Origin of the sequence: Micromonospora sp. NPDC048868 (assembly GCF_043198195.1) — a bacterium.
Classification (GTDB): domain Bacteria; phylum Actinomycetota; class Actinomycetes; order Mycobacteriales; family Micromonosporaceae; genus Micromonospora; species Micromonospora reichwaldensis.
Genome location: NZ_JBICUN010000006.1, coordinates 248,475 through 269,157, shown reverse-complemented (window position 1 = coordinate 269,157; position 20,683 = coordinate 248,475). Strand labels below are relative to the sequence as shown.

Sequence of the window (20,683 nt, the reverse complement as noted above, 5' to 3'; positions counted from 1 at the left end):
ACGTCAAGACGCCGATTCCGAAACCGCAGCGCTTACCCGGTAATCGCGGTATGCTTCTGAACTGGAAAAGAGATGCCAGCATCGTAAATTCACATCCAGAGCGGACGCTAAGTCTATAACATGCGCAAAACAGGCATCACCTGAGGGCGCCGGCCTCATGTCGAAGCAGCAAAGCGCTGCCAGCCGGGCCCCGCGCTCGGTGCGGTACTCAGATGCCTGCTTAACCCCCTTCTTGACCCACTCGCGGTTATACGAATCAGAAACCGGGGTGCCTTTGTAGTTTCTACCACGAAGGACCTTCAACTCGAGCACAGCGTGCTTGATATAGCGCGCCCTGTTCTCCGGCAATGGCTCCTCGATCTCAATATCTAGCCGCCCCGTGGCACGCGATTGTTCGACGTTGACAAAGCAGGTGGGGAAACGTCCAATCAGTCCGTTGCGGACCACGACCTGAACCAGATCCTCCGCGTCAGACGAGGCCCATCCTTTGGCGGCATCTTTCCAAATCTTCCCCGCTCGCCCTTGTGCGTCAGGAGTACACAGCGCTTGCCGATAGAGACTGTCTATGACATCGAAGATCTCCTCAATAGCTATCTCTGTACGTGAAATTCTGACTACCCTGCAACTGTCGGGCTTTGCCAACCCGTCTGGGTAGTATCGCAGCTCTGGCTCTTGCAACCTGCAATCGAATACGATTGCAGGAAACTCTCCGACTTGACAATCGTGAAGAGCTAGGCGGAACACTGCCTCATCGTCATCGTCATCTTCAAACGGTACAGCAGTTCCGTCATTCGCTACCTTATTGACGAACCAAAGATGTCCCGACACCCGTTCCAAACCGCTGTCGAGCATCGGCACATGGCGTCGCCTTCTGAGCTTTGGAATCGTTGGAGGTGATGGATGCAGGAAGAAGAACGCCGGACGACGGTCGCCCTCTAGCTCATCGCGCTCCAGTCGCTTTCGAACGAGAGCTGCAACTCCTACAAGAAAGCGATCTTCGTCCGGCTGATCAGATTCAGAGCCTACTCCTCTGAACTCTTGAACAGTGCGCAGTAGGGCATCATCGCCCCAGGCATCTAAGTTTGACACATCAAACATCCGTCCTCCTTAGTGCCGAATAAAGATGGCGGACGTAAAGATGCGTGACTTCGGCTTCGGTCAGACGTTCGTTTGCTCCGAGTAGCTCCCGAAAACGACTAGTTACCCGAGTCGTTTTGCTAGGCACCTCACCAGCAAGATGAACTAGCTCACCCTCGTCGATGTTGGGGTCCGCGTAAGACGCATCAGCGCGAGCGGCTTCTGAAATTCCCGGGAGACCCAAGCCCGAGAGAGCGAGCACTACCTCGCTCACGAATTTGAGTTCCCTTCTCGCTACTCCGTCTCGAGCCATGGCAGCTACAATTCGGGGCGCAAAGGTTGGGTTCAAGCCATAGTTCGCGTCAAGCGCCCACTTGTCATTAATCCGAACGTGGCGAATCGAGGACGCTAGGACAACAGCTCGACCAACTAGATGGTCCACGTCTCGTTGTAGGTCAGGGTTCGTCGGAACGTTCCTTCCCTTCAAAACCTGACTCTCGATAACCGGGATATTCCATACTGGAGCTAAGGCATCGGAAAAGTATGCGATTGTATGGAGTGCGCCCAAGGGCGTAGCAGCGAAGCCGGCCTCGCGACATGCTTCGAGGATGGAGATAATACGCAAACTCGAGCGCAAATTACCGAATCCAGTCGAGGCCGTCATCATTGCGCCTTCGCAAACGCACGAGCCAGAGCTTGATCGTACTCTCCCCTAAGGTGTCTAATGGCCGCCGTAGGAGAGGCCACCTCAAATAGATTCACCACCCGGTTGTCACTTGGATCCGCTATTTGAGACTTGTCAAGTAAAGCAGGGATAAGCGAGCCGTCAACCAGGTTGGATGTAATGACAAGATTGTTCCCTCGGCTCGGCTCGCCAAACTTCATTAAAACGCTCGCTGCTCGAGGGGCGAACACCGCATCGAGAGAGGACTCTGGAGCATCAACCACCAGAGACCCTCTTCCATCGGATGCCGCAACCTCCATCAACGCCATGCGGAATGCCAGATCGATGAACTCTCTCTGGCTCTCTGATACTTGCTCGGCGCCTTCTCTTCTTACTGGGGAGTCAAAGTCATTTCCAGTCATATCAACATTGAATGTCGGACTATCAATGGACCCGCCATCTTGGCCGACATGAGTCTTCCTGCTAGTCCAAGTCAACGCGCACGTCTCAATCAAGAAATCAGATGCGAAGGAGTCGAAGCTCTTCTTGATCTCGTCTTTTCTAACCGCGATACGATACTTTACAGAATCCAGGTGAGCTCGATAGGCGCCTTGGCGTCGCTTTAGCTCCGCTTTTTCCACCTCGAGCCTGGCCTGCATCGTCTCCAAAGCACTTCTCTGCGCTCGCACCTCCCGCTCTTCGGGCGGGAGTTGCCCAACCAGGAATGATATCTGCGATTCCCTTGTGGCGATAGCATCCTGAAGCTCTGCAATTCGCCTAACTGCACCATTGAAGCCCGCCTCGGCTTCATCACGTCGAACATTCGCCGCCGAAACTGCTTCCTCCGCAGCGTGGAGCCTAGCCGCCAGCCGTTCCATGTCTGTGTCTTGGATAGGGATGTGCTGCTGCGCTTTAGAGCGCGGCGAATCACAGATAATGCATATATGGCTGTCGATTTTATTTCTCAGAAGTGTCCCGACTGCCTCCGCATCCGATCCACAGACTAAGCACTCACCTGAGGTAATCAAGTAGCTTAAGATATATGCGGCGCTTTCGCTATCAGACGGAAACGAGGCTTGAAGCTGCCTTAGCCGCAGCTGTTCGAGCGATCGGTATGCCGACTCCCGATGTTCTGCAGCTCGCAAGGCACTCAGCTGGGCCGATCGACGCTCAGCATCAAGGCTTTCTAGGCTTGACTGCACATTAGCGAGCACCTGCTCGTCTTTCTGTTGATCGGCGCGAGCGGAGTGGAGGGCAATCCGGATGTCAGTGGGGCGGCTCGACGCTTCCTCGCTTTCAACGAGCCTCTGCTCTTCCTTGTTCAGTTGCGATCTCAAGTTCCTCACATAGCTGTCCTGGCTAAGCACACTACGCTCGAGGTCCACCCAAATCCGTGACTCCTCCCGCGGGAGGAAAAGCAAACGGAGGATCTGACGCTGAGCCGTCGGGTCCCATACAAGAGACCGGCGATCGTCAAAGTAGAAGGTAAGGTATCGAAGCGTCAAAATAAAGTCCGAAAAGGAAGATATCCCAGCGGCGTCAAGAATCGCAGCTTGATAGTTGTCTTCGTCGGGAAAAACGCTTTCACCCGACACGCGCAGAGAGATCAGCCGCAATCGCCTCAAATCGCGCACAACCTCGAAGGCAACTCCACCAATTTCATACGCGAGGCGAGCGGTTGCATTAGTCGCTTCGTCATGAACCCGTGCCGCAAAAATCCTTAGCCGATTTGCCTTTAGCCCCGTAACGTCAAACTGCATGTTCCCCAGCTCGCCAGCAGGCAAGCCGCCGATATCGAAAGGGCCCGTGAGCATTCGATAAAGCAGATGAACTAGGGTCGTCTTACCCAAACCGTTAGCGCCCACAATCAGCGTAAGTCCAGGCTCGAAACTTGCGTTTAAACCCGGGTTATCCTTGCTGCCAGGATACAGACTGTAGCCGTTGACTGTTAGTTGCCGGAAGATTGGGAAGCTAATCACTGCTGCTCCACCTTTACGAAAGGAAATTAACGTCAGGTCTGAGGGTGATCCCGGGGTATCTAGTGGGATCCCGGCCTTCGCACTAGAGCAGACACCTTGATGGTTGGACGAAAGCAGCGCGGGTACTCCTGCTCTAGCCCTTACGCCGCATACAGGCCGGTAACGCGTTGTCAAGGTGCATAGCCGCGTTGGAATCAGGTGAAAGCCGGATATCTCTCGGTGAAGGACGACCGCCACGCCATAGATGCGGCCTGCAACCAGGTCGGGGGTGCTGACGGCAGCCCCTGCCTTGGCCTCGCCAGACGCCTCTGGACGAAGGCAACCTAGGCGGAACGGTCGGCTTCCCGTCTGGCCGTGCTGGAAGATCGTGACCGCTCCCTGCTGCACGCTGCCAAGTTCGTGGCGTCGATGCGACGTCCGCATAGGCGCCCGTGGGTCGACAACCACGGGCCGGTGGGCGTCGCCACGCAGGTCCGCCAACCCCGAGCCGATGAACGTGGCCTTTATTGCTGCGAACGGCAGTTCCAGCCCAGGAAGCATCGCCTCTCACCTCCCCACAAGGCGTGTCGGCGACATTACCGGCAGGAGTCCGACCAGCGGGACCCCAGATCTTTGCCTGCTCGAGGCACCACAGCCGGCCCATCTGCACCGTCAACGACCTACAGATCCGGGTTCGCTTCAGACGGCTATCCGCGGATAGTTCGGCCCGTCGCAGGTCAAGGCACAGAACCGAGACGCTGAACCGATCGTTTGAGCTATGTTCGACGACGTTGCCTCGGCAGTCCGCAGACTCGCAAAAGCGCAACTGTCATAGACCCGACAGCGGTGCGAGACAACGTGGCAGGGGTATCGAGGGCTCTACGGCGGCCGCTACCTTGGCCGGGTGACGGATCTTGAGCGGGGCATCTATGAGCACCTCATCACCCGTAACCTGGCCGACCGCCTCCAGCACGTCGACCCCGCCCTCGTCCAGCACCACAAGCTCGACCCCGCCGACGCCCCCGTCGCCCTAGCCCGTCACATCGCGACCCTGGCCCGCCGAGCCCTGCACGCCGTCCCCAGCGGCGACGACAAGCTCCGCCGCCAGATCGAACTCGCCAACCGCATCGCGGACGCCATAGCCGCCGAGAGCCCGCAGGCATCCACGGCACAGGACCAGGTGACCGACGCCAGGCATCTCCTGCACGCCATCGCCGCCCCACCCACCCCACCCGCGCAACCAGCATTCCCTCAGCGCCCCACCACCCCGCTCTCCACCGGCGCACTCCTGGTCAACGGCCGCCACCAGCCCCGCATCGGCCACGAGGTCACCCACGAGATGGCGTCGGCGGAGCAGGTCGACCTGCTCTGCGCGTTCATCAAGTGGTACGGCCTGCGCATCGTCGAGCCCGCCATTCGCGAGCTGATCGCCCGGGGCGGCAAGGTGCGCGTCATCACCACGACCTACCTCGGCGCGACCGATCAGCGGGCCCTCGACCGGCTTGCCGAGTTGGGCGCCGAGATCAAGGTGTCCTACGAGACCAGGACCACCCGGCTGCACGCCAAGGCGTGGCTGTTCCGCCGGGGCAATGGCATGACCACCGCGTACGTCGGCTCATCCAACCTGTCGAAGACCGCGCTGATCGACGGCGTGGAGTGGAACGTGCGCGTCTCCAACGTCGAGCAGCCGCACGTCATCGACACGTTCACCGCCACCTTCGAGGACTACTGGAACGACCCGGCGTTCGAGAGCTACGACGCCAGCAGGGACGCCGAGCGGCTGCGCAACGCCCTCAGCGGGGAGCGGCGCGAGGACTCGCCCACGCAGATCGCCAATCTGGACGTGCGGCCGTACCCGTACCAGGCGGAGATCCTCGCCGACCTGGACGCCGAGCGGCAGGTGCACGGCCGGCACCGGAACCTGGTGGTGATGGCGACCGGCACCGGCAAGACGGTCGTCGCCGCGCTGGACTTCCGGCGCCTGCACCGCAACGGCCAGGTCGACTCGCTGCTCTTCGTCGCCCACCAGGAGCAGATCCTCACCCAGAGCCTGGCGACGTTCCGGCAGGTGATGCTTGACGGCAGCTTCGGCGAAACCCTGGTCGGGGGCAAAACCCCGACCAGGTGGCGGCACGTCTTCGCCTCCATCCAGTCGCTGCACCGACGGGAGATCGACCCCGAGGCGTACGACATGGTGATCGTCGACGAGTTCCATCATGCGGAGGCACCGACGTACGCCCGGCTGTTGGAGCGGCTTCGGCCGCGCGTACTGCTGGGGCTGACGGCGACCCCCGACCGGGCCGACGGCCGCGATGTGCGGCGGTGGTTCGACGGCCGCGTAGCGGTGGAGCTGCACCTGTGGGAGGCGCTGGAGCGGCAGTTGCTCGCGCCGTTCCAGTATTTCGGGCTGCACGACGACGTGGACCTGTCGCGCCTGCGCTGGAAGCGCGGCCAGGGGTACGACCTCGGCGAGCTTGACGGCCTCTACACCGGCAACGACGCGCGGGCGCGGCTGGTGTTGAAGGCGGTGCGCGACACGGTCGATGTGGACCGGATGCGGGCGCTCGGGTTCTGCGTGAGCATCGCCCACGCCCGGTTCATGGCGGAGTGGTTCACCCGGCACGGCGTGCCGTCGGCGGCGGTGACCTCTCACGTGGATCGACTCGCCCAGCATGATCTGCTGCGGGAGTTCAAGGCCGGCAAGCTGCGGGTGCTCTTCACCGTGGACCTGTTCAACGAGGGCGTCGACCTGCCGATGGTCGACACGATCCTGATGCTGCGGCCCACCGAGAGCGCCACGATCTTCCTCCAGCAGCTCGGCCGGGGGCTGCGCCTGGACGACGACAAGCCCTGCCTGACGGTGCTCGACTTCATCGGCGGGCAGCACGCCAACTTCCGCTTCGACCTGCGCTGGCGCGCCCTGACCGGGGTCAGCCGCAGAGAGATCAAAGAGGCGGTCGAGCAGGGCTTCCCGTCGCTGCCCAGCGGATGCCACATCCAGCTGGATCCGGTTGCCCGCGACAAGGTGCTCGCGAACCTGCGCAACGTCATGCCGACGTCGAAGAACGGCCTGCTGGCGGAGCTGCGACACCTCGGGGACGTCAGCCTCGCCGGGTTCCTGCGGGAGACCGGCGTGGAGATCGAGGACGTGTACCGGTCGGCGACCATCGGCGGGTGGACGGGGCTGCGGCGGCTCGCCGGGCTGGAGTCGTCGACGCCGGGACCGGACGACCGGGAGTTGGGCCGGGCCATCGGACGGATGCTGCACCTCGACGACCCGGACCGCCTTGACCTGCTGACCCGGGTGGCAGCGGGCCAGCGGCCGGGCACCGGGCGGCTCTGGGACATGCTGCACTTCGACCTCTGGGGGCCGAACGCGCCGCTGGCCTCCCGGAACGAGCGGCTGGCGCGACTCTGGGCGGAGCCGGCCCGCTGCGCCGAGCTGCGGCAGGTGGCCGAGGTGCTACGCGAACACATCCACCGCGTCACGCCGAGCCCGCCGTCGGCGAAGGTGCCGCTGCGGGTGCACGCCCGCTACAGCCGCAACGAGGCGTGCGCGGCCTTCGGGATGCCGAACCCGGGATCGCTGCGGGAGGGGGTGAAGTGGCTGCCTGACGCCCAAGCGGATCTCTTCTTCGTCACCCTGGTCAAGTCGGAGGCGCACTACTCCCCCACCACCATGTACGCCGACCGGGCCATCACCGACAGCCTGTTCCAGTGGGAGTCGCAGAGCACCACGTCGTCGGCCTCGGCGACCGGCCAGCGCTACATCCACCACGCTTCGCGCGGCTCGACAGTGCACCTCTTCGTACGCGAGACCCGGGTCGCGGACCGGGACCTGGGCGCGCCGGCATACCTCTACGCCGGCCCGATGACCTACCGGGAGCACACCGGCGACCGGCCCATGCGCATCATCTGGCGACTGGTGCACGCCCTCCCCGCCGACGTGTACGCCACCGCCCGGGCGATCGCCGCATGAGGCTCGGCTCGCGCCGAGCCACTGGTTTGCCCGAGCGGTGGACGTGTCACGTCACTTCGATCGCGGCCAGGCCTTCACTGCGAGGCTGGCCAGTAGGAGCGTCCGCAGTTGGATGTGTTCCTCCGTCCATCCGTCGGACCACGTCCGGGCCGCCTCCACCGGGATCGCCTCGTGCGGTTGCAGAACGGTGGCGGCCGTCAGCAGCAGCACGGCGTTCTTGTTCAGTGCAGTCCGCTTGGCGTGCCAAGGCCCGTTGCTCACCGACGAGTTCAACTTCGTGGTGGTGAGGGTCAAATTGCCCAACTTGTGGAGGGCGGCACTACGGTGGTTCTTGGCCTCCTCTTCCGGCAGGTCGGCGGCAAGAGGGTAGTGCTGCTCCCATCCCTGGGGCAGCAGGTGCTCGACGCTGAGTTTTGCGGCCTGGGCAGGAATGAAGGTCTGTTCGGCCTTGTCCCCCCGTAGGTATGCCTCCAAGCCGGCGAGTAGCACGCGCAGCCGTGGGCCGCTCAAGGTGCGATAGAGGTTGTTCTGCAACAAGCCATCCACGAAGTCGCCGTCGTCGGGCCAGTGGCGGGAGTCGGCTGTTTGCGCTGCCAGCTGATCGCGGAGCAGATCGCCGATCGCCGCGTCCTCCGACTTGCGGATGTTCTGCAAGACGGAGAGGAACAGACGGTTGTAGTCCTTGGTGGTGAGCCCGCACACGAACCGGCGCACGATCAGGGACTCGATGGCGTCGGCGGCGATAGCCCGCTGCTTCGCGCTGACGCCCTCCCTGGCCTGCAGGTGCAACAGGATCGGCACCGGCGTAGTGGTCTTGAGCATGTCAAGGACCTGAAGCAACCGCCCAGTGGGTTCGGTGCCGGGCAGGCTTTCAAGGCGGTGCATCGCCCGTCCGTGGTGGGCCAGGTCGGCGAGCACCTCCGCCGCCGACGCCTGAGTGTTGGCCTGCCACCGCCGGAAGTCCGCAAACAGCCGCTCGACGGGCACTTCATAGCCAGTCTGGATGGACAACCAGTACGACAGCAACAGGTCGATCCGAGCACGCTTGAACCGGCCGGTGGTGACCTCCTCGCCCCACCATGTCGACTCGAACGGAACCCAGTGCTCCTCATGCAGTGCGGTGACATCCTGCCCCTGCTGCTCCGCCAAACGGAACAGGGTGTTCTTCACCAGGTCGGAAGCGCGGAGTCGAGTGCCACGATCATTAAGCGTCTCGAAGATGACCTGAGCATCGTCGTGAGGCTCCAGCTGGATCTCCACCAGACCGAGCCGCTCCCGCAGTGCGATGACCAGGGCGTCCGCCCGTTCGGCCGGTTTCGGCGATTTGGCGAGCCAGGCATTCACCTCGCTGTCGAAGTAGCGGCGCGCCAAAAGCAGACGATGCTCGCTGGCCTGCTCCGGCGGCAGCTCTGCCTCGAAGACCCTCTTGAAAGCGACCCGGTCCGGCAACGACGGCCACACCTTGTACCGCTCGTAGGGGTGGCTCGGATGCACCAACTGCGGGGTGTTATGGAGGAACATCCTGAGCAGCGCTTCAGCATTCTGGGCAGCGTGTTCCTTCGTGGCCGCCCAGCAGGAGGCCAACAGCACTTGAAGGGTGGTAAGGCGCTGCTGCCCGTCGATCACGTTCATCGCGAGGATCCGGCCCGGCGCAGGGGGCAACCGCTCCAGCACTATCGCTCCGAGGAAGTGCGTCCGGGGCGACTGCCCCATAAAGGCGCTGGTCCCGTTGACCTCGGCCTCTACCTCCTCTGCCGCCACCCGGACGTCCGACCAGAGTGGTTCCCAGTTGCGCTCTTGCTCCCAGACGTATGGGCGTTGAAAGACCGGAATGACATGCCGGCGATCGGTGCCGAAGACGTGGACGAGCTGGACGGTATCCGCTCTCATAGGGGATCTTCCTCGGTGGTCGGTGGGTGTGGCAGGTGGTTCAGGACGCGTGTGCCGAGGCGTCCACCACCCGGTTGCTGGCGGTGGCCAACTCCTCGTCGGTGAACAGCGGACGGAAGCGCGGCCGGATCACCACCGCCTCGGCCGTCAGGTCCACCCGCCCCCGCTCCCACAGCGCCGTGAACCCGTCGGAGACCAGCGGATGGTGCAGGAGCTGGCGGGCGGTGGCGAGGCCGCCCTTCTCGGTCACCATCCGCAGCAGCAGGCTGGCGTGGTAGTTCGCCTCGTCCCGCGCCCGCTCGTACGTACGCACCATCGCCTCGTGGAACGCAGCTTCGAGCGCCCGGCGGTCGGCCGAGGCCTCGACGGGCTCGTCGGCCGGCTCGGCCTCCTGGTCGTACGCCCGCGCCATCGCCTGGTGCAGCGTTTCCTCCAGCTCCCGGCGGGCGGGTGTCCCCTCGCCCGCCGGTGCGGGCCGCGGCTCGCCCGGACCCCGCGGCTCGGGCGCGGGCCGGACCGGCGGCGTGGCCGGGCGGGCGTCGCGGCTCTCGCCGCCCGACAGCCGCAGGAGCCGGGTGACGCTGCGGAAGCGCACGGCGGCGGGGCTGGCGGCCGGGAAGTACTGGACGAGGCCCGCGTGCCGGCCGCGACTGTCCTCCACCGGCATGTCGCGCTTCATCGATGCCGCGGCGATCACTGCCTTCGCCTCGTGCGGGCGCACCCAGCAGACCAGCCGCGCACCGTTCGGGTGTGCCCGCTCGACGCGGACGTTGGCCCGGTACTTGCGCGCCTCGGCGGAGGCACTGTCGTAGTAGCGGGCCCATCCCAGCACCTTGCCCTCGTGCCGCACCGGCACGTCGCGGCAGTGCTGGTAGCTGTCCAGGGCGGCCACCGCCTCGTACGGCCGCAGCCAGGCCACGTTCCGGTAGCCGGCGGGCACGGGCACCATGCCGTCATCCGGGGTCCCCGCCGGCTCCTCTGCCGGTGGCGGGGCCGCGCCGGGCGTGGGCCGCACCGGGGGTACCGCCACCCCGCGCGGCTCCTTGTCGCCGCTGCCCTCCGATCCGGCGCGGGCAGCAGGCGCCGGACGAACGGGCTCGACCTCGACGGGCTCAGTCACCACCGACGGCGGCTCGGCGCCGGCGGAACCATCGCTGCCGGTCGTCTCCACCGGCGGCACCACGTCATCGACCGGCTCGGCGGGCACCGGGGCCGGCGCAACGGGAGACGTCGCGCGGGCTGCCTCCGTGCTGACCAGCGCAGCCTCGACGACCTCGACGTCGATGACCGGCGCGGCCGTCGGGGACGAGACCTCGATGCCCAGCTCGGCGATCCGCTCCCACAGCGGCTCCAGCGCCGCCTCCGGGTCCCGGCTGAACACGCTCCCCCGAATGCGTACGAAGACGCAGTTGCCGACCCGCTCCAGCACCGCCTGCCGGCGCATGTCGCTCTCCCACTGGTCCGGCCCGTGGTAGGCGTCGCCGTCGCACTCGATGGCGAGCCGCCGCCCGTCGGGTGCGGGTAGGACGAAGTCGATCCGGTACCCGCCGATGCGGAACTGCGGCAGCGGCCGGTATCCCCGGGTCAGGACGCGACGCAGCACCGCGCGTTCGAAGTCGCTGTCGCAGCGCTTCTCCAGGTCGTCGTACGCCTCGTCGGCGGCGGTGACGTTCTGGCAGTAGGTGAGCAGCAGCCCCCGGGCGTCGTCCTCGCGCAGGTCGGCGGGCTGCACGGAGTGGAAGACCCAGAGCTGGTCGCGGGCGCGGGAGGCGGCGACGTTGACCCGCCGGTGGTGGTCGCGCTTGGTGAAGGCGGAGACCATGCCGTTGTGCGGGGAGACGACCGTGGAGACGAGGACGATGTCGCGTTCGTCGCCCTGGAAGGTGTACGGGTCGCCGACGCGCAGCCGACGCCGTTCCATCTCCTCCTCGCCCACCACCTCGCGCAGGCGGGTGAGCAGGTAGATGGCCTGCCCGCTGGTGCTGAGCAGGCTCACCACCCCGATGGTGCGTCCCTCGTACGCGGGGTCGGCGACGATGGCGGCGACCCGATCGACGAGGGCCTCGGCCTCGGCGACGTTGACGTTGCCGTAGGTGGGAAGGTCCTGGCGGATGCCCTCGGGCACGTGTACGGCGATTACGGGGTCGCCGATGCCGGCGGGCCGGTCGGTGCGCAGCGGCTCGATCTCGCCGCCGTAGTACGTCTGGCTGGAGAAGCCGATGATCGCCGGTACGGAGCGGAAGTGCTCGGTGAGCAGGATCCGCTCGGGTGAGCGGCGTACGGCGTGGTCGTAGAGGCTGCTCTCCGGGTCGAAGTGCTCGGCGGAGGGCACGTCGACCAGGTGCGAGTTGATCAGGCCGGTGACCGTGCCGACGAACGACAGCTGCGGGCCGATCTGCTGGTCGTCGCCGACGACGACGGCCCGTTCGGCGAGGCTGAGGATCGGCAGGGAGAACATGTCCGCCTGCGACGCCTCGTCGACGATCACGACGTCGAAGTGGGCGCCGCCGGCGAACTGCTCGATGGCCCGGTCGACGGACATGACCCAGACGGGCACGGCGTCGACGGCGGAGTTCATGGCCCGCTGGGCGTGCGCCTGCCACTGGGCGGCGTTCTTGCCCGTACCCTTGCCGATCTTGCGCAGGGCCGTGGTCCAGTCGGCGAGGGCGGCCCGGCGCCGGTCGTCGAGCGCCTTGGACACCTCCAGCCAGGACGAGGCGACGACGAGTTCCTGGGTCAGCCGGCGGATCCGCTCCCGCGTCTGCTCGATCCGGCGGCCCAGCGCGACGGGGTCGACGCTGCCGACGACGGTGTCGAACCAGGTCTGCGCGCGGCGCCACTGCCAGCGGTGCGGGCAGTCGGCCCCGGTGCCGCCGATCGCGACGGCGGTGCCGTCCTCGAGCTGGGCGGTCCAGCCGGGCGCCGCCGGCCGCAGCCGCTCGGTGAACTGCGCGAAGCGTTGCGCGTCGGGGCGCAGGGCGGCGAGCCGGCGCACCTCCGCGAGGATGCCGTCCCACCCTTCGAGGTCGGCGCGCTGGCGGCTCTGGTCGAGCAGCCGCCACAGCTCGCTGGCGTCCGTGCGCGACATGCCCTCCTGGAGCACCGTGCCGAGGGCCCGCTCGTCGGCGACGAGCCGGTCGTGGTCGAACACGGTCGCGCACCGGGCGACCAGGTCGGCGAGGGCGGTCAGCCGGCGTACGTCGACCGCCTGCTCGGCCCGGGGGACCAGGCGGCGGACGGTGGCGTGCAGGGTGGGCCAGCGGCGGCGGTCCCAGTCGAGCGCGGTGGCGGCGTCGGTGAGCAGCCGACCCACCCACAGGTCGGGCTGGTCGCCGAGGTCGGCGGGGAGGTTGAGCAGCTGCCGCCACTCGGCCCACCGGGTGTTCAGCTCCTGCCGCAGCCGCAGCCGGGTGACGTACGCGACGACGATGTCGACGTCCTCGGTGGTGCGCAGGGGCTCGCTGTCGATGCGGCATTCGGCGGCGAGCCGGGCGAGGGTGCTCTGGAAGAGCCGGTTGACGCCCTTGCCGGTCGCGAACCGCTGCCGCAGCTCACCGAGCTGGGCGAGGAGGCGGCGCGGCTCGGCGAGCTGCGCCTCGGGCACGCTCACCTGGTGGCCGGCGAGGGTCCGGGTCGCCGCGGTCAGCTCGGTGAGCGCGCGCTGGCAGGCCGCGACGTGGTCCTGCCACATGGTCTGCCAGTTCGGGTCGGCCTGGAGCAGGGTGGCCAACCGGTCGGTCCACGCGCCCTCGCGGCCGGCGAGCAGGGTCAGCGCCTGACGCAGCTGCCCGACGAGGTCGTCGAGCGCCGGCCGGCCGAACGCGCGTACCTCCGGCAGGACGACCCCGGCGGCGGCGAGCCGGTCGAGTTCCTCGCGGGCGGCGGCGAGTTCGCGCCGCCCGGCGAGGACGGCGGCCTCCGCGGGCAGTTCGGCGGCCGTGGGCAGGTGCCGCAGCGCCTGGGTGCGGTCCTGCCGGACGGTACGCCGGGCGATGTCGAGCAGCTCGGTGAACTCCTCCACGCCCAGCGGCGCGGCCACGTCCGGCGCCAGGGCGTCGGGAATGTCCCCGTAGCGGTCGGCCCGCTCGCGCAGCCAGTTGCCGACGTCGCTCGGCGACAGCCGGATGCCGTCGATCTCGTAGTGCGCGGACTCGTTCTCGGCCATGGTGCGCAGGCCGCCGAGGGCCTGGCCGAGGTCCCGCTCGGCCTCCTCCAGTTGGCGTCGCAGCCGGTCGACGCGCTGCTGCTCGCCCCGCTTGTCGAGGGTCGCCCCACGGTCGGAGAGTTCGCGGGCGGCCAGTTGGAGCTGCACGAGCTGGTCGGTGGAGCGGCCCAGCACCGCCAGGCACAGCGACTGGATCTCCTTCGGCAGTCCGTCGCGCAGGACCCGCAACGGGTCCTCCTTCTGCGCCACGACGAGCACCCGCTTGCCGTGCGCCATGAGGTGGCAGATCAGGTTGCGGATGGTGTGGGTCTTGCCGGTGCCGGGCGGGCCCTGCACGGCGACGTTGCGGTGCTGCGCGAGCCGGCGCGCGATGGACTCCTGTGCCTCGTTGGTCGGCAACGGCATGAGCAGCCGCTCCCCCAGCGGCGCCCACCGCGCCGGCTGGTCCTGCGGCATCTCCAGCCGGCTCGGCTCGTGCGCCAGGATGGCGGCCAGCGAGCCGATGCTCGCGGTGTCGCCGGCGAGCAGCCGGGCGCGCAGTTCCTCCAGGAAGCGGCGCAGCATCCGCTGCCGGGGCCGGACGAAGAGCACGCCGGTGTCGTGCACGTGCGGGCCGGTCGGGGCCGCCGCGCCGCTGTCCCGGACGACGGGGTCGTGCCCGAGCCGGCGCAGCGCCCGCTCGAAGAACTCGACGCGGTCGAGGTCGTGCCAGACGTCGAGGTCGAGCTGACCGCCGGAGCCGGCCAGCGCGAGCAGTTGGCTGAGGTAGCGCTCGTCGAGGCCGGTCAGTGGATCGGTCTGGAGCCGGGGCGCGCCCTGCGGCGCCACCGTGACCATCGACCGGTCGGCGTCGAACTCGATGGCGACCGGGGTCACCACCAGCGGGTACTGCACCCGGTGCCCGGCGACGTCGGTGCGGATGACGCCGTGCCCCCACACGAGTTCGTGGGTGGCGGCGTCCATGTCGACGCGGTGCTTCAGGTCGAACAGGCTGCGGTGCAGTTGCCGCGTCGCCTCCGTACGCCGGGTCTGGTCGGCCCAGGGGCGCCACTCCCGCTCCCGCCACTGCGCGAACCGCTCCTGGAGCCTCTCGATCGTCTCCTCGTCGCCGACGAGCCGGGGTTCCACGGCGTACGACAGCGCACCGGTCAGGTACGGCGCGAACTCCGCGGGCGTCCTGATCGGTCTCGTGGCGGCGGGCAGGCCGACGCGCAGCCAGCTGGCGCCGTCGGTCGAGACGCCCACCTCGCAGGCGGCGTGCGCGGGGAAGTCGTGCTGCCAGAAGGCGTCGGCGGTGGGCACCGTCCGGGCCGGCTTCTCCAGCTGCGCCCGCACGGCCATCAGGTACTCGACCAGGGAGGTGGCCCGGTCCCGGATGAGTGCGGGCGATTCCGTCGAGGACGTGGAGCGGGAAAGCATGTGGCACCTTTGGTTCTGCTGGGTGGACCGGCCAGGACGGGACGGATCGACCTGTCGTCAGGAGATCGGTAGGCGGGCTCGTCGTACGAGCAGTCGGTCACCTCCGCGCTGACGCACGGCTCCCACCTCCCCACTGGCGGTCCCCGGACCCTACCCACAAGAGTCCTACCAGCGGGACCCCCGAGGTTCCACCGATCGGCCGGCCTCGGCTCACCTGTTCCCGCCGTCAATTACCTACGATGTCGATATTGCGCACGCGCAACTACTTGCCGGTGATGCCGTATTCGCCCTGCTCAGTAGGGACAGGGGGTCCGAGGCTGAGACTCCGCGCGACGGCCATCCCGACGGGCTGGAGCACGGTGGCGCAGCGACTCTGTCAGGGACGCGACAGCAGCACCGAGCGGAGTTCCGCTGTCACAACCCTCTGGTAGCCATGTTGCCGTGATCAGCATTCGGCACGGCGACCTGCTCGACGCGGACGTCGAGGCGCTCGTCAACCCGGTCAACACCGTCGGGGTGATGGGCAAGGGGCTCGCCCTGGCCTTCAAGAGGGCCCATCCCGCGAACTTCACCGCGTACCGCGCGGCCTGCGCCGCCGGCACCGTCCGTCTCGGGCGGATGTTCGTGTACGACTCGGGCACGCCGGGCCGGCACCGCTACGTCGTCAACTTCCCGACCAAGGGCCACTGGCGCTCGCCGTCCCGCCTCACAGACATCGAATCCGGGCTACCCGATCTGGTACGCGTCCTGCGCGACAACCGCATCGCCTCGGTGGCGGTGCCGGCTCTCGGCTGCGGCAACGGCGGCCTCGACTGGGCCGACGTCCGCCCCCTGATCGAGGCAGCCCTCGCCGAACTGACGGGCGTGCAGACGTTTCTGTACGAGCCCGGATGACCCGTCAGAGAGCACCCGTGACGCCCGGCTGGCACAGCCACAGTGGAAACTCAGTTTTCAAGCTGTCCGCGGAAGCGCTCCTCATCGGCCTTCTTGCGGTTCTTGACGACCTCCACCGCGTTGATCTGCGGATCGCTCCTGTCGAAGACTGCCCTTTTCCCGTCGGGGCTCACCAGCAGCGGTACCGTGGCGCTGACTGCGACCCCGAGGGTGCGGGAGTCCTCCAGGACCTCGAGCTTGGTTTTCTGTCCGTTCGGCCCCGCGAACTGGACAATGTAGGCCCACTTCGCGTCCGAGTTTCGGACGCTGTGGAGCCGCGAGTCGAGCACGTGACCGGTGACCTTGACCCATTTGCGGTGAAGAAAGCGGAAGAACATGGGGCTCGTTTCTGCGACAGCTCGTTGACCGGAGAATTGCTGTTGGCGCTAATGTGGCAGCCATTGTCAAGGGCCGGTCAATGCGCGCAACGAGCGCGCCAGCAAGCCCTCGTCATCGTGACGCGGCTCGTCACAGGTCACCGGGCAGCGGGCGTGAGTGCCTTCGCGAAGTAGGTGTCGACGTCCGTGGCGTGGTAGACCCGCTCGCTCGCCTCGATCCCGTCGAGGAACATCGCGTACACGGCCGCCAGCCGCAGCGCCGCGACCGGCCGCAGCAGCTCCACGGCCCGCTCCGGCTCGCACCCCGGCACCTCGGCCCGCCACCGCGCGCACCACTCGGCCAGCACCGGGGCGGCGACGTCGTCGGCGAGCCCCTCCACCAGCCGCAGCGCGTCGAACGCCGGGTTTCCCACGAACGCGTCGCCCCAGTCGATGACGACGTGCCGCCCATCGCAGGCGCGCACGTTGCCGGGGTGCAGGTCGCCGTGCACGAGGGTGTCCGGCAGCCCGCACCCGCGTACCTCGTCGAGCCGCGCCTCCAGCCCCGCCAGCAGGGACCGCACCGGCGAGGTGTCCCAGCCGACCAGCCGGTCGCGGATCCAGGCCGGCAGGGCGTCGGCGCGCAGGTCGGGCACGCCCGCCGCGACCAGTTCCGCCGCGTCGGGGACGGAGCGCACCTGCACCGGGTGGAAGTCGGCGGCCATCGCCAGCCGTTCCTCGACGGGTGCGCCGTAGCGGTCCTCGCCGGGCACGTGCTCGATCAGCATCCGGCCGTCGCCGTCGTCGGCGAGCAGCGTCGACGTCTTCCCCGGCGCGGCCCGGCCGAGCCAGCGCAGCACCGCGGCCTCGTGCCGGAAGAACACCGGCACCTGCTTCAGCCAGGCCGTGCCGTCCGGCCCGTCGAGCCGCCAGACCGCCGACAGGTTCCAGGTGCGCTGCTGGGTGACGGTCTCCGCCGGGCGGCCGAGCCGCCGCAGCTCGGCCGTCGCCCAGGCGAGGCTGCGCGCCGGGCCGCCGGGCTCGGCGTAGGGGGCGCGCAGCGGGTCCGCCGACAGGTCTGCCTTCGCCGGTACGAGCGGCGTGGCGGGCGGCCCGTCGACCTGCGCGAGGTAGGTGACCGTGCCGCCCATCGGCTGCGGCGCGTCGCCGGTCAGCAGGCGGAGCACGGCCACCTCGACGCCGTACCGCTGGCGGGCCTCGGCCACGACCGGGGCGACCTCCTGCCACCAGGGCGACGGGACGTCGAACGCCGGCAGGGTGCCCAGCGCAGCGCCGGCGGCATCGACCAGGACGAGAGTGACGGAGCGGGACACCCTGGCACGTTATCGGCGTCCAGCGGGGCACGGCGACCGTTTTACTCCGACCGGTGACGGCGCGCGTACGAGTCGTGACATGCACCACTATGGTTATCGAAACACGGCGATCGGAGCGTGATTTCCGAGTGTTGCGCATCAGCGTGCTCGGCCCCGTGCAGGTGTCCGACGACGACCGGCCCGTACGGCTGGGCCCGAAGCTGGTGGCGCTGCTCGCCATTCTCCTGGTCGAGGCCGGTTCGGCGGTGCCGGCGTACCGGGTCGTCGAGTTGATGTGGGCCGGGACGCCACCGGCCGGCGCCCGGGCGACGCTGCGCAGCCACGTGTCCCACCTGCGTCGGGCGCTGCGGGCCGTGGGTGAGCCGGTGGTGCGGACGGTCGGCTCGGGAACCGGCGCCGCCTATCTCCTCGACCTACCGGACGACGCCGTCGACGCGCACCGTTTCGAGCGTTGGTGCGCGCAGGGACGCCAGCTCGTCGCGGCCGGCGACGACGACCTGACCGAGCGGGGTGTGGCGACCCTGCAAGCGGCGCTGGCGCTGTGGCGTGGTCCGGCCTTCGCCGACGTGGCGGACCACCCGTTCGTGCGGCCGAGGGTCGCGCGGCTGGAGGCGGTACGCCGGGCGGCGCGGCGCGACTGCGCCGAAGGGCTCGCCGCGCTGGGGCGGTACGCCGAGGCGGTCGCGCAGCTCTCCGGGCCCCTCGCCGACGACCCGTACGACGAGGGGGTGCGGCGGTTGCTCGCGCTGGCGCTCTACGCCGAGCAGCGGGTCGACGAGGCCGCCGAGGTGTGTCGGGAGGGCCTCGTGCTGCTGGGCGAACGGGGGCTCGACGCGCCGGAGCTGCAGGCCCTCCAGCGGGACATCCTGCACCGCCGGGTGCCGTCGCCGCGCGGGCCGGCGGAGCACGTGAAGTCGGCCCGGCCGTGCCTGCTGCCGCCCGACCCGCCGCAGTTCGTCGGCCGGGCGGCGGAACTCGCCGCGGCCCGGCGGCTCCTGCTGGCCGCACCGGCCGGCTCCCCGACGGTCCTGGTCAGCGGGTTGGCTGGCGTGGGGAAGACGCACTTCGCGGTACGCCTGGCGCACAGCGTGCGCGACGACTTCCCCGACGGCCAGTTGTACGTGGACATGCGCGGCTACGGCCCGATCGGTACCCCGGCTGGGCCGGGTGAGGCGGTGCGGGGCTTCCTCGACGCGCTCGCCGTGCCGCCCGAGCGGGTGCCGGCGACCCTGGAGGCGCAGACCGGCCTCTACCGGAGCATGCTCGCCGGCCGGCGGGTCCTCGTCGTCGTCGACAACGTCCGCGAGGTGGAGCAGGCCCGGCCGCTGCTGCCGGGTGCGCCCGGCTGCGCCACGGTGGTGGTCAGCCGCAACCAGCTTTCCGGCCTCGTGGTGGCCGAGGGCGCCCGACCGCTGCGGCTCGACCTGCTCACCTCGGGTGAGTCCCGCGAGCTGCTGGGCCGCCGGGTGGGTGCGGGGCGGGTGGCCGCCGAGACGGTGGCGGTCGAGCAGATCGTCGACGCCTGCGGGCGCCTACCGCTGGCGTTGGCCATCGTGGCGGCCCGCGCGGCGAACCATCCCGAGTTCACCCTGCGCGCGCTCGCCGGGGAGCTGCGTACGGGCGGTGGTGGCCTCGACGCGTTCGCCATCGGCGACACGGACGTCCGGGCAGTCTTCTCCTGGTCGTACCACGCCCTGCCGGCGGCGTCGGCCCGGCTCTTCCGGCTGCTGGCGTTGCATCCCGGCCCGGACGTCACGGTCGAGGCTGCGGCCAGCCTCGCCGCGTCGCCCGTCGAGCGGGTGCGGGTGGCGGTGCGGGACCTGGCGGCGGCGCACCTGCTCGTCGAGCACGTCCCGGGCCGGTACGCGCTGCACGACCTGCTGCGCGCGTACGCCGACGAGCTGATTCCGGCCGGCGACGGTGAGGGGCTCTCGGCGCTGCGTCGGGTGCTGGACCACTGCCTGCACACGGCGGTGGGCGCCGACCGGCTGCTCTGGCCGCACCGGGATCCGTTGGAACCGCCCGTGGCCGTCGAAGGCGTGTGCCCGGAGGTGTTCGCGGACCGGGAGGCGGCCCTGGGGTGGTTCACGGCCGAGCATCGGGTGCTGCTCGCGGCGCTGGACCGGGCCGAGCGTTCCGGCCTGGACGGGCACGTGTGGCGGCTCGCCTGGGCCACGACCAACTTCTTCGCCCGCCGGGGTCACTGGCTGGACTGGGTGCGGGTCGGGGAATCCTCGGTGGCCGCCGCGCGGCGGCAGGGCGACCAGGCGGCCGAGGCGGAGGCGTACCGGATCCTGGGCGGCGCCCACGTGCGATTGCGCGACTTCGAGGCGGCGCGGGCGCATTACGGGCAGGCGCTGGAGCTGTTCGGTCGGCTCGATGACCTGGTGGGGCAGGGGTTCACCTGCCGAAGTCTCGGCTGGCTGTGTGAGCAGCGGGGCGACATCTCCGATGCGCTGCGCTACGACCTGCGGGCGCTGGAGCTGTTCCGGCGCGCCGGTCACGAGCGGGGGGTGGCGAACACGCACAACTCGGTGGGCTGGTGTCACGCGCTGCTCGGCGACCACGGGCAGGCCATCGACCACTGCCGCCGCTCGTTGGCGCTGCTCGAGGGTCTCGGCGACCCGGTCGGCATGGCGGGGGCCCTGGACAGCCTCGGGTACGCCTACCGCGAGGTCGATCTGGGCGAGGCGCTGGCCTGCTACCAGCGGGCCCTGGGGCTCTACCAGAGGCTCGGCGACCGGATGAACGAGGCGCTCACCCTGCGCAACCTGGGCGAGGCCCAGCGCGGCGGGGGCGACCTCGGCGCGGCCCGGGAGTCGTGGCGGCAGGCATTGGACATCTTCACCGGCCTCGACCACCCGGACGCCGGGCAGGTCCGCGCGCTGCTGGCGGAGACGGCCCCGCCGTGAGCGTCCGGAGGGCCGGCCCGGTGTCGGGCCGGCCC

Annotated in this window: 9 protein-coding genes; 3 read left to right on the top strand and 6 right to left on the bottom strand. The window is 68.5% G+C overall.

Annotated elements, in window-relative coordinates:
- Positions 1-3 precede the first annotated feature (3 nt).
- Both ACGFNF_RS12490 and ACGFNF_RS12485 read right to left on the bottom strand, forming a co-directional pair.
- Positions 4-1,098 (bottom strand): hypothetical protein, encoded by a 1,095-nt coding sequence (locus ACGFNF_RS12490; protein ID WP_393167608.1) that lies wholly within the window; start codon positions 1,096-1,098, stop codon positions 4-6.
- A 642-nt stretch (positions 1,099-1,740) separates the two neighbouring features.
- Positions 1,741-3,720: a hypothetical protein gene (locus ACGFNF_RS12485; protein WP_393167606.1), complete on the bottom strand. Its 1,980-nt coding sequence runs from the start codon at positions 3,718-3,720 to the stop codon at positions 1,741-1,743.
- An 883-nt stretch (positions 3,721-4,603) separates the two neighbouring features.
- Here ACGFNF_RS12485 and ACGFNF_RS12480 point away from each other — a divergent pair.
- On the top strand, positions 4,604-7,678 hold the full coding sequence (locus tag ACGFNF_RS12480) for a DUF3427 domain-containing protein (protein ID WP_393167604.1): 3,075 nt from the start codon (positions 4,604-4,606) through the stop codon (positions 7,676-7,678).
- 51 nt (positions 7,679-7,729) lie between these two features.
- Here the strand turns inward: ACGFNF_RS12480 and ACGFNF_RS12475 are convergent, their stop codons facing one another.
- Both ACGFNF_RS12475 and ACGFNF_RS12470 read right to left on the bottom strand, forming a co-directional pair.
- The gene (locus tag ACGFNF_RS12475) at positions 7,730-9,568 is read right to left on the bottom strand and encodes a DUF262 domain-containing protein (protein WP_393167602.1); all 1,839 of its coding nucleotides are present in this window, start codon (positions 9,566-9,568) and stop codon (positions 7,730-7,732) included.
- Positions 9,569-9,608: 40 nt separating this feature from the next.
- Positions 9,609-15,152: an AAA domain-containing protein gene (locus ACGFNF_RS12470; protein WP_393167600.1), complete on the bottom strand. Its 5,544-nt coding sequence runs from the start codon at positions 15,150-15,152 to the stop codon at positions 9,609-9,611.
- Between the two features lie 441 nt (positions 15,153-15,593).
- Between ACGFNF_RS12470 and ACGFNF_RS12465 the strand changes: the two genes are divergently transcribed.
- On the top strand, positions 15,594-16,046 hold the full coding sequence (locus tag ACGFNF_RS12465; protein WP_393167598.1) for a macro domain-containing protein: 453 nt from the start codon (positions 15,594-15,596) through the stop codon (positions 16,044-16,046).
- A 50-nt stretch (positions 16,047-16,096) separates the two neighbouring features.
- On the opposite strand, the gene ACGFNF_RS12460 is transcribed toward ACGFNF_RS12465, so the two are convergent.
- Positions 16,097-16,423, bottom strand: coding sequence for a hypothetical protein (locus ACGFNF_RS12460; RefSeq protein ID WP_393167596.1), 327 nt, complete (start codon positions 16,421-16,423; stop codon positions 16,097-16,099).
- Between the two features lie 137 nt (positions 16,424-16,560).
- On the bottom strand, positions 16,561-17,736 hold the full coding sequence (locus ACGFNF_RS12455; RefSeq protein WP_393167594.1) for an aminoglycoside phosphotransferase family protein: 1,176 nt from the start codon (positions 17,734-17,736) through the stop codon (positions 16,561-16,563).
- Positions 17,737-17,864: 128 nt separating this feature from the next.
- Here ACGFNF_RS12455 and ACGFNF_RS12450 point away from each other — a divergent pair, with 128 nt between their 5' ends.
- On the top strand, positions 17,865-20,648 hold the full coding sequence (locus tag ACGFNF_RS12450; RefSeq protein WP_393167592.1) for a tetratricopeptide repeat protein: 2,784 nt from the start codon (positions 17,865-17,867) through the stop codon (positions 20,646-20,648).
- Positions 20,649-20,683 lie beyond the last annotated feature (35 nt).

Coding starts and splice junctions, on each gene's coding strand:
- ACGFNF_RS12460 (WP_393167596.1), bottom strand. CDS start 16,423: ATGTTCTTCCGCTTTCTTCACCGCAAATGGGTCAAGGTCACCGGTCAC.
- ACGFNF_RS12475 (WP_393167602.1), bottom strand. CDS start 9,568: ATGAGAGCGGATACCGTCCAGCTCGTCCACGTCTTCGGCACCGATCGC.
- ACGFNF_RS12470 (WP_393167600.1), bottom strand. CDS start 15,152: ATGCTTTCCCGCTCCACGTCCTCGACGGAATCGCCCGCACTCATCCGG.
- ACGFNF_RS12490 (WP_393167608.1), bottom strand. CDS start 1,098: ATGTTTGATGTGTCAAACTTAGATGCCTGGGGCGATGATGCCCTACTG.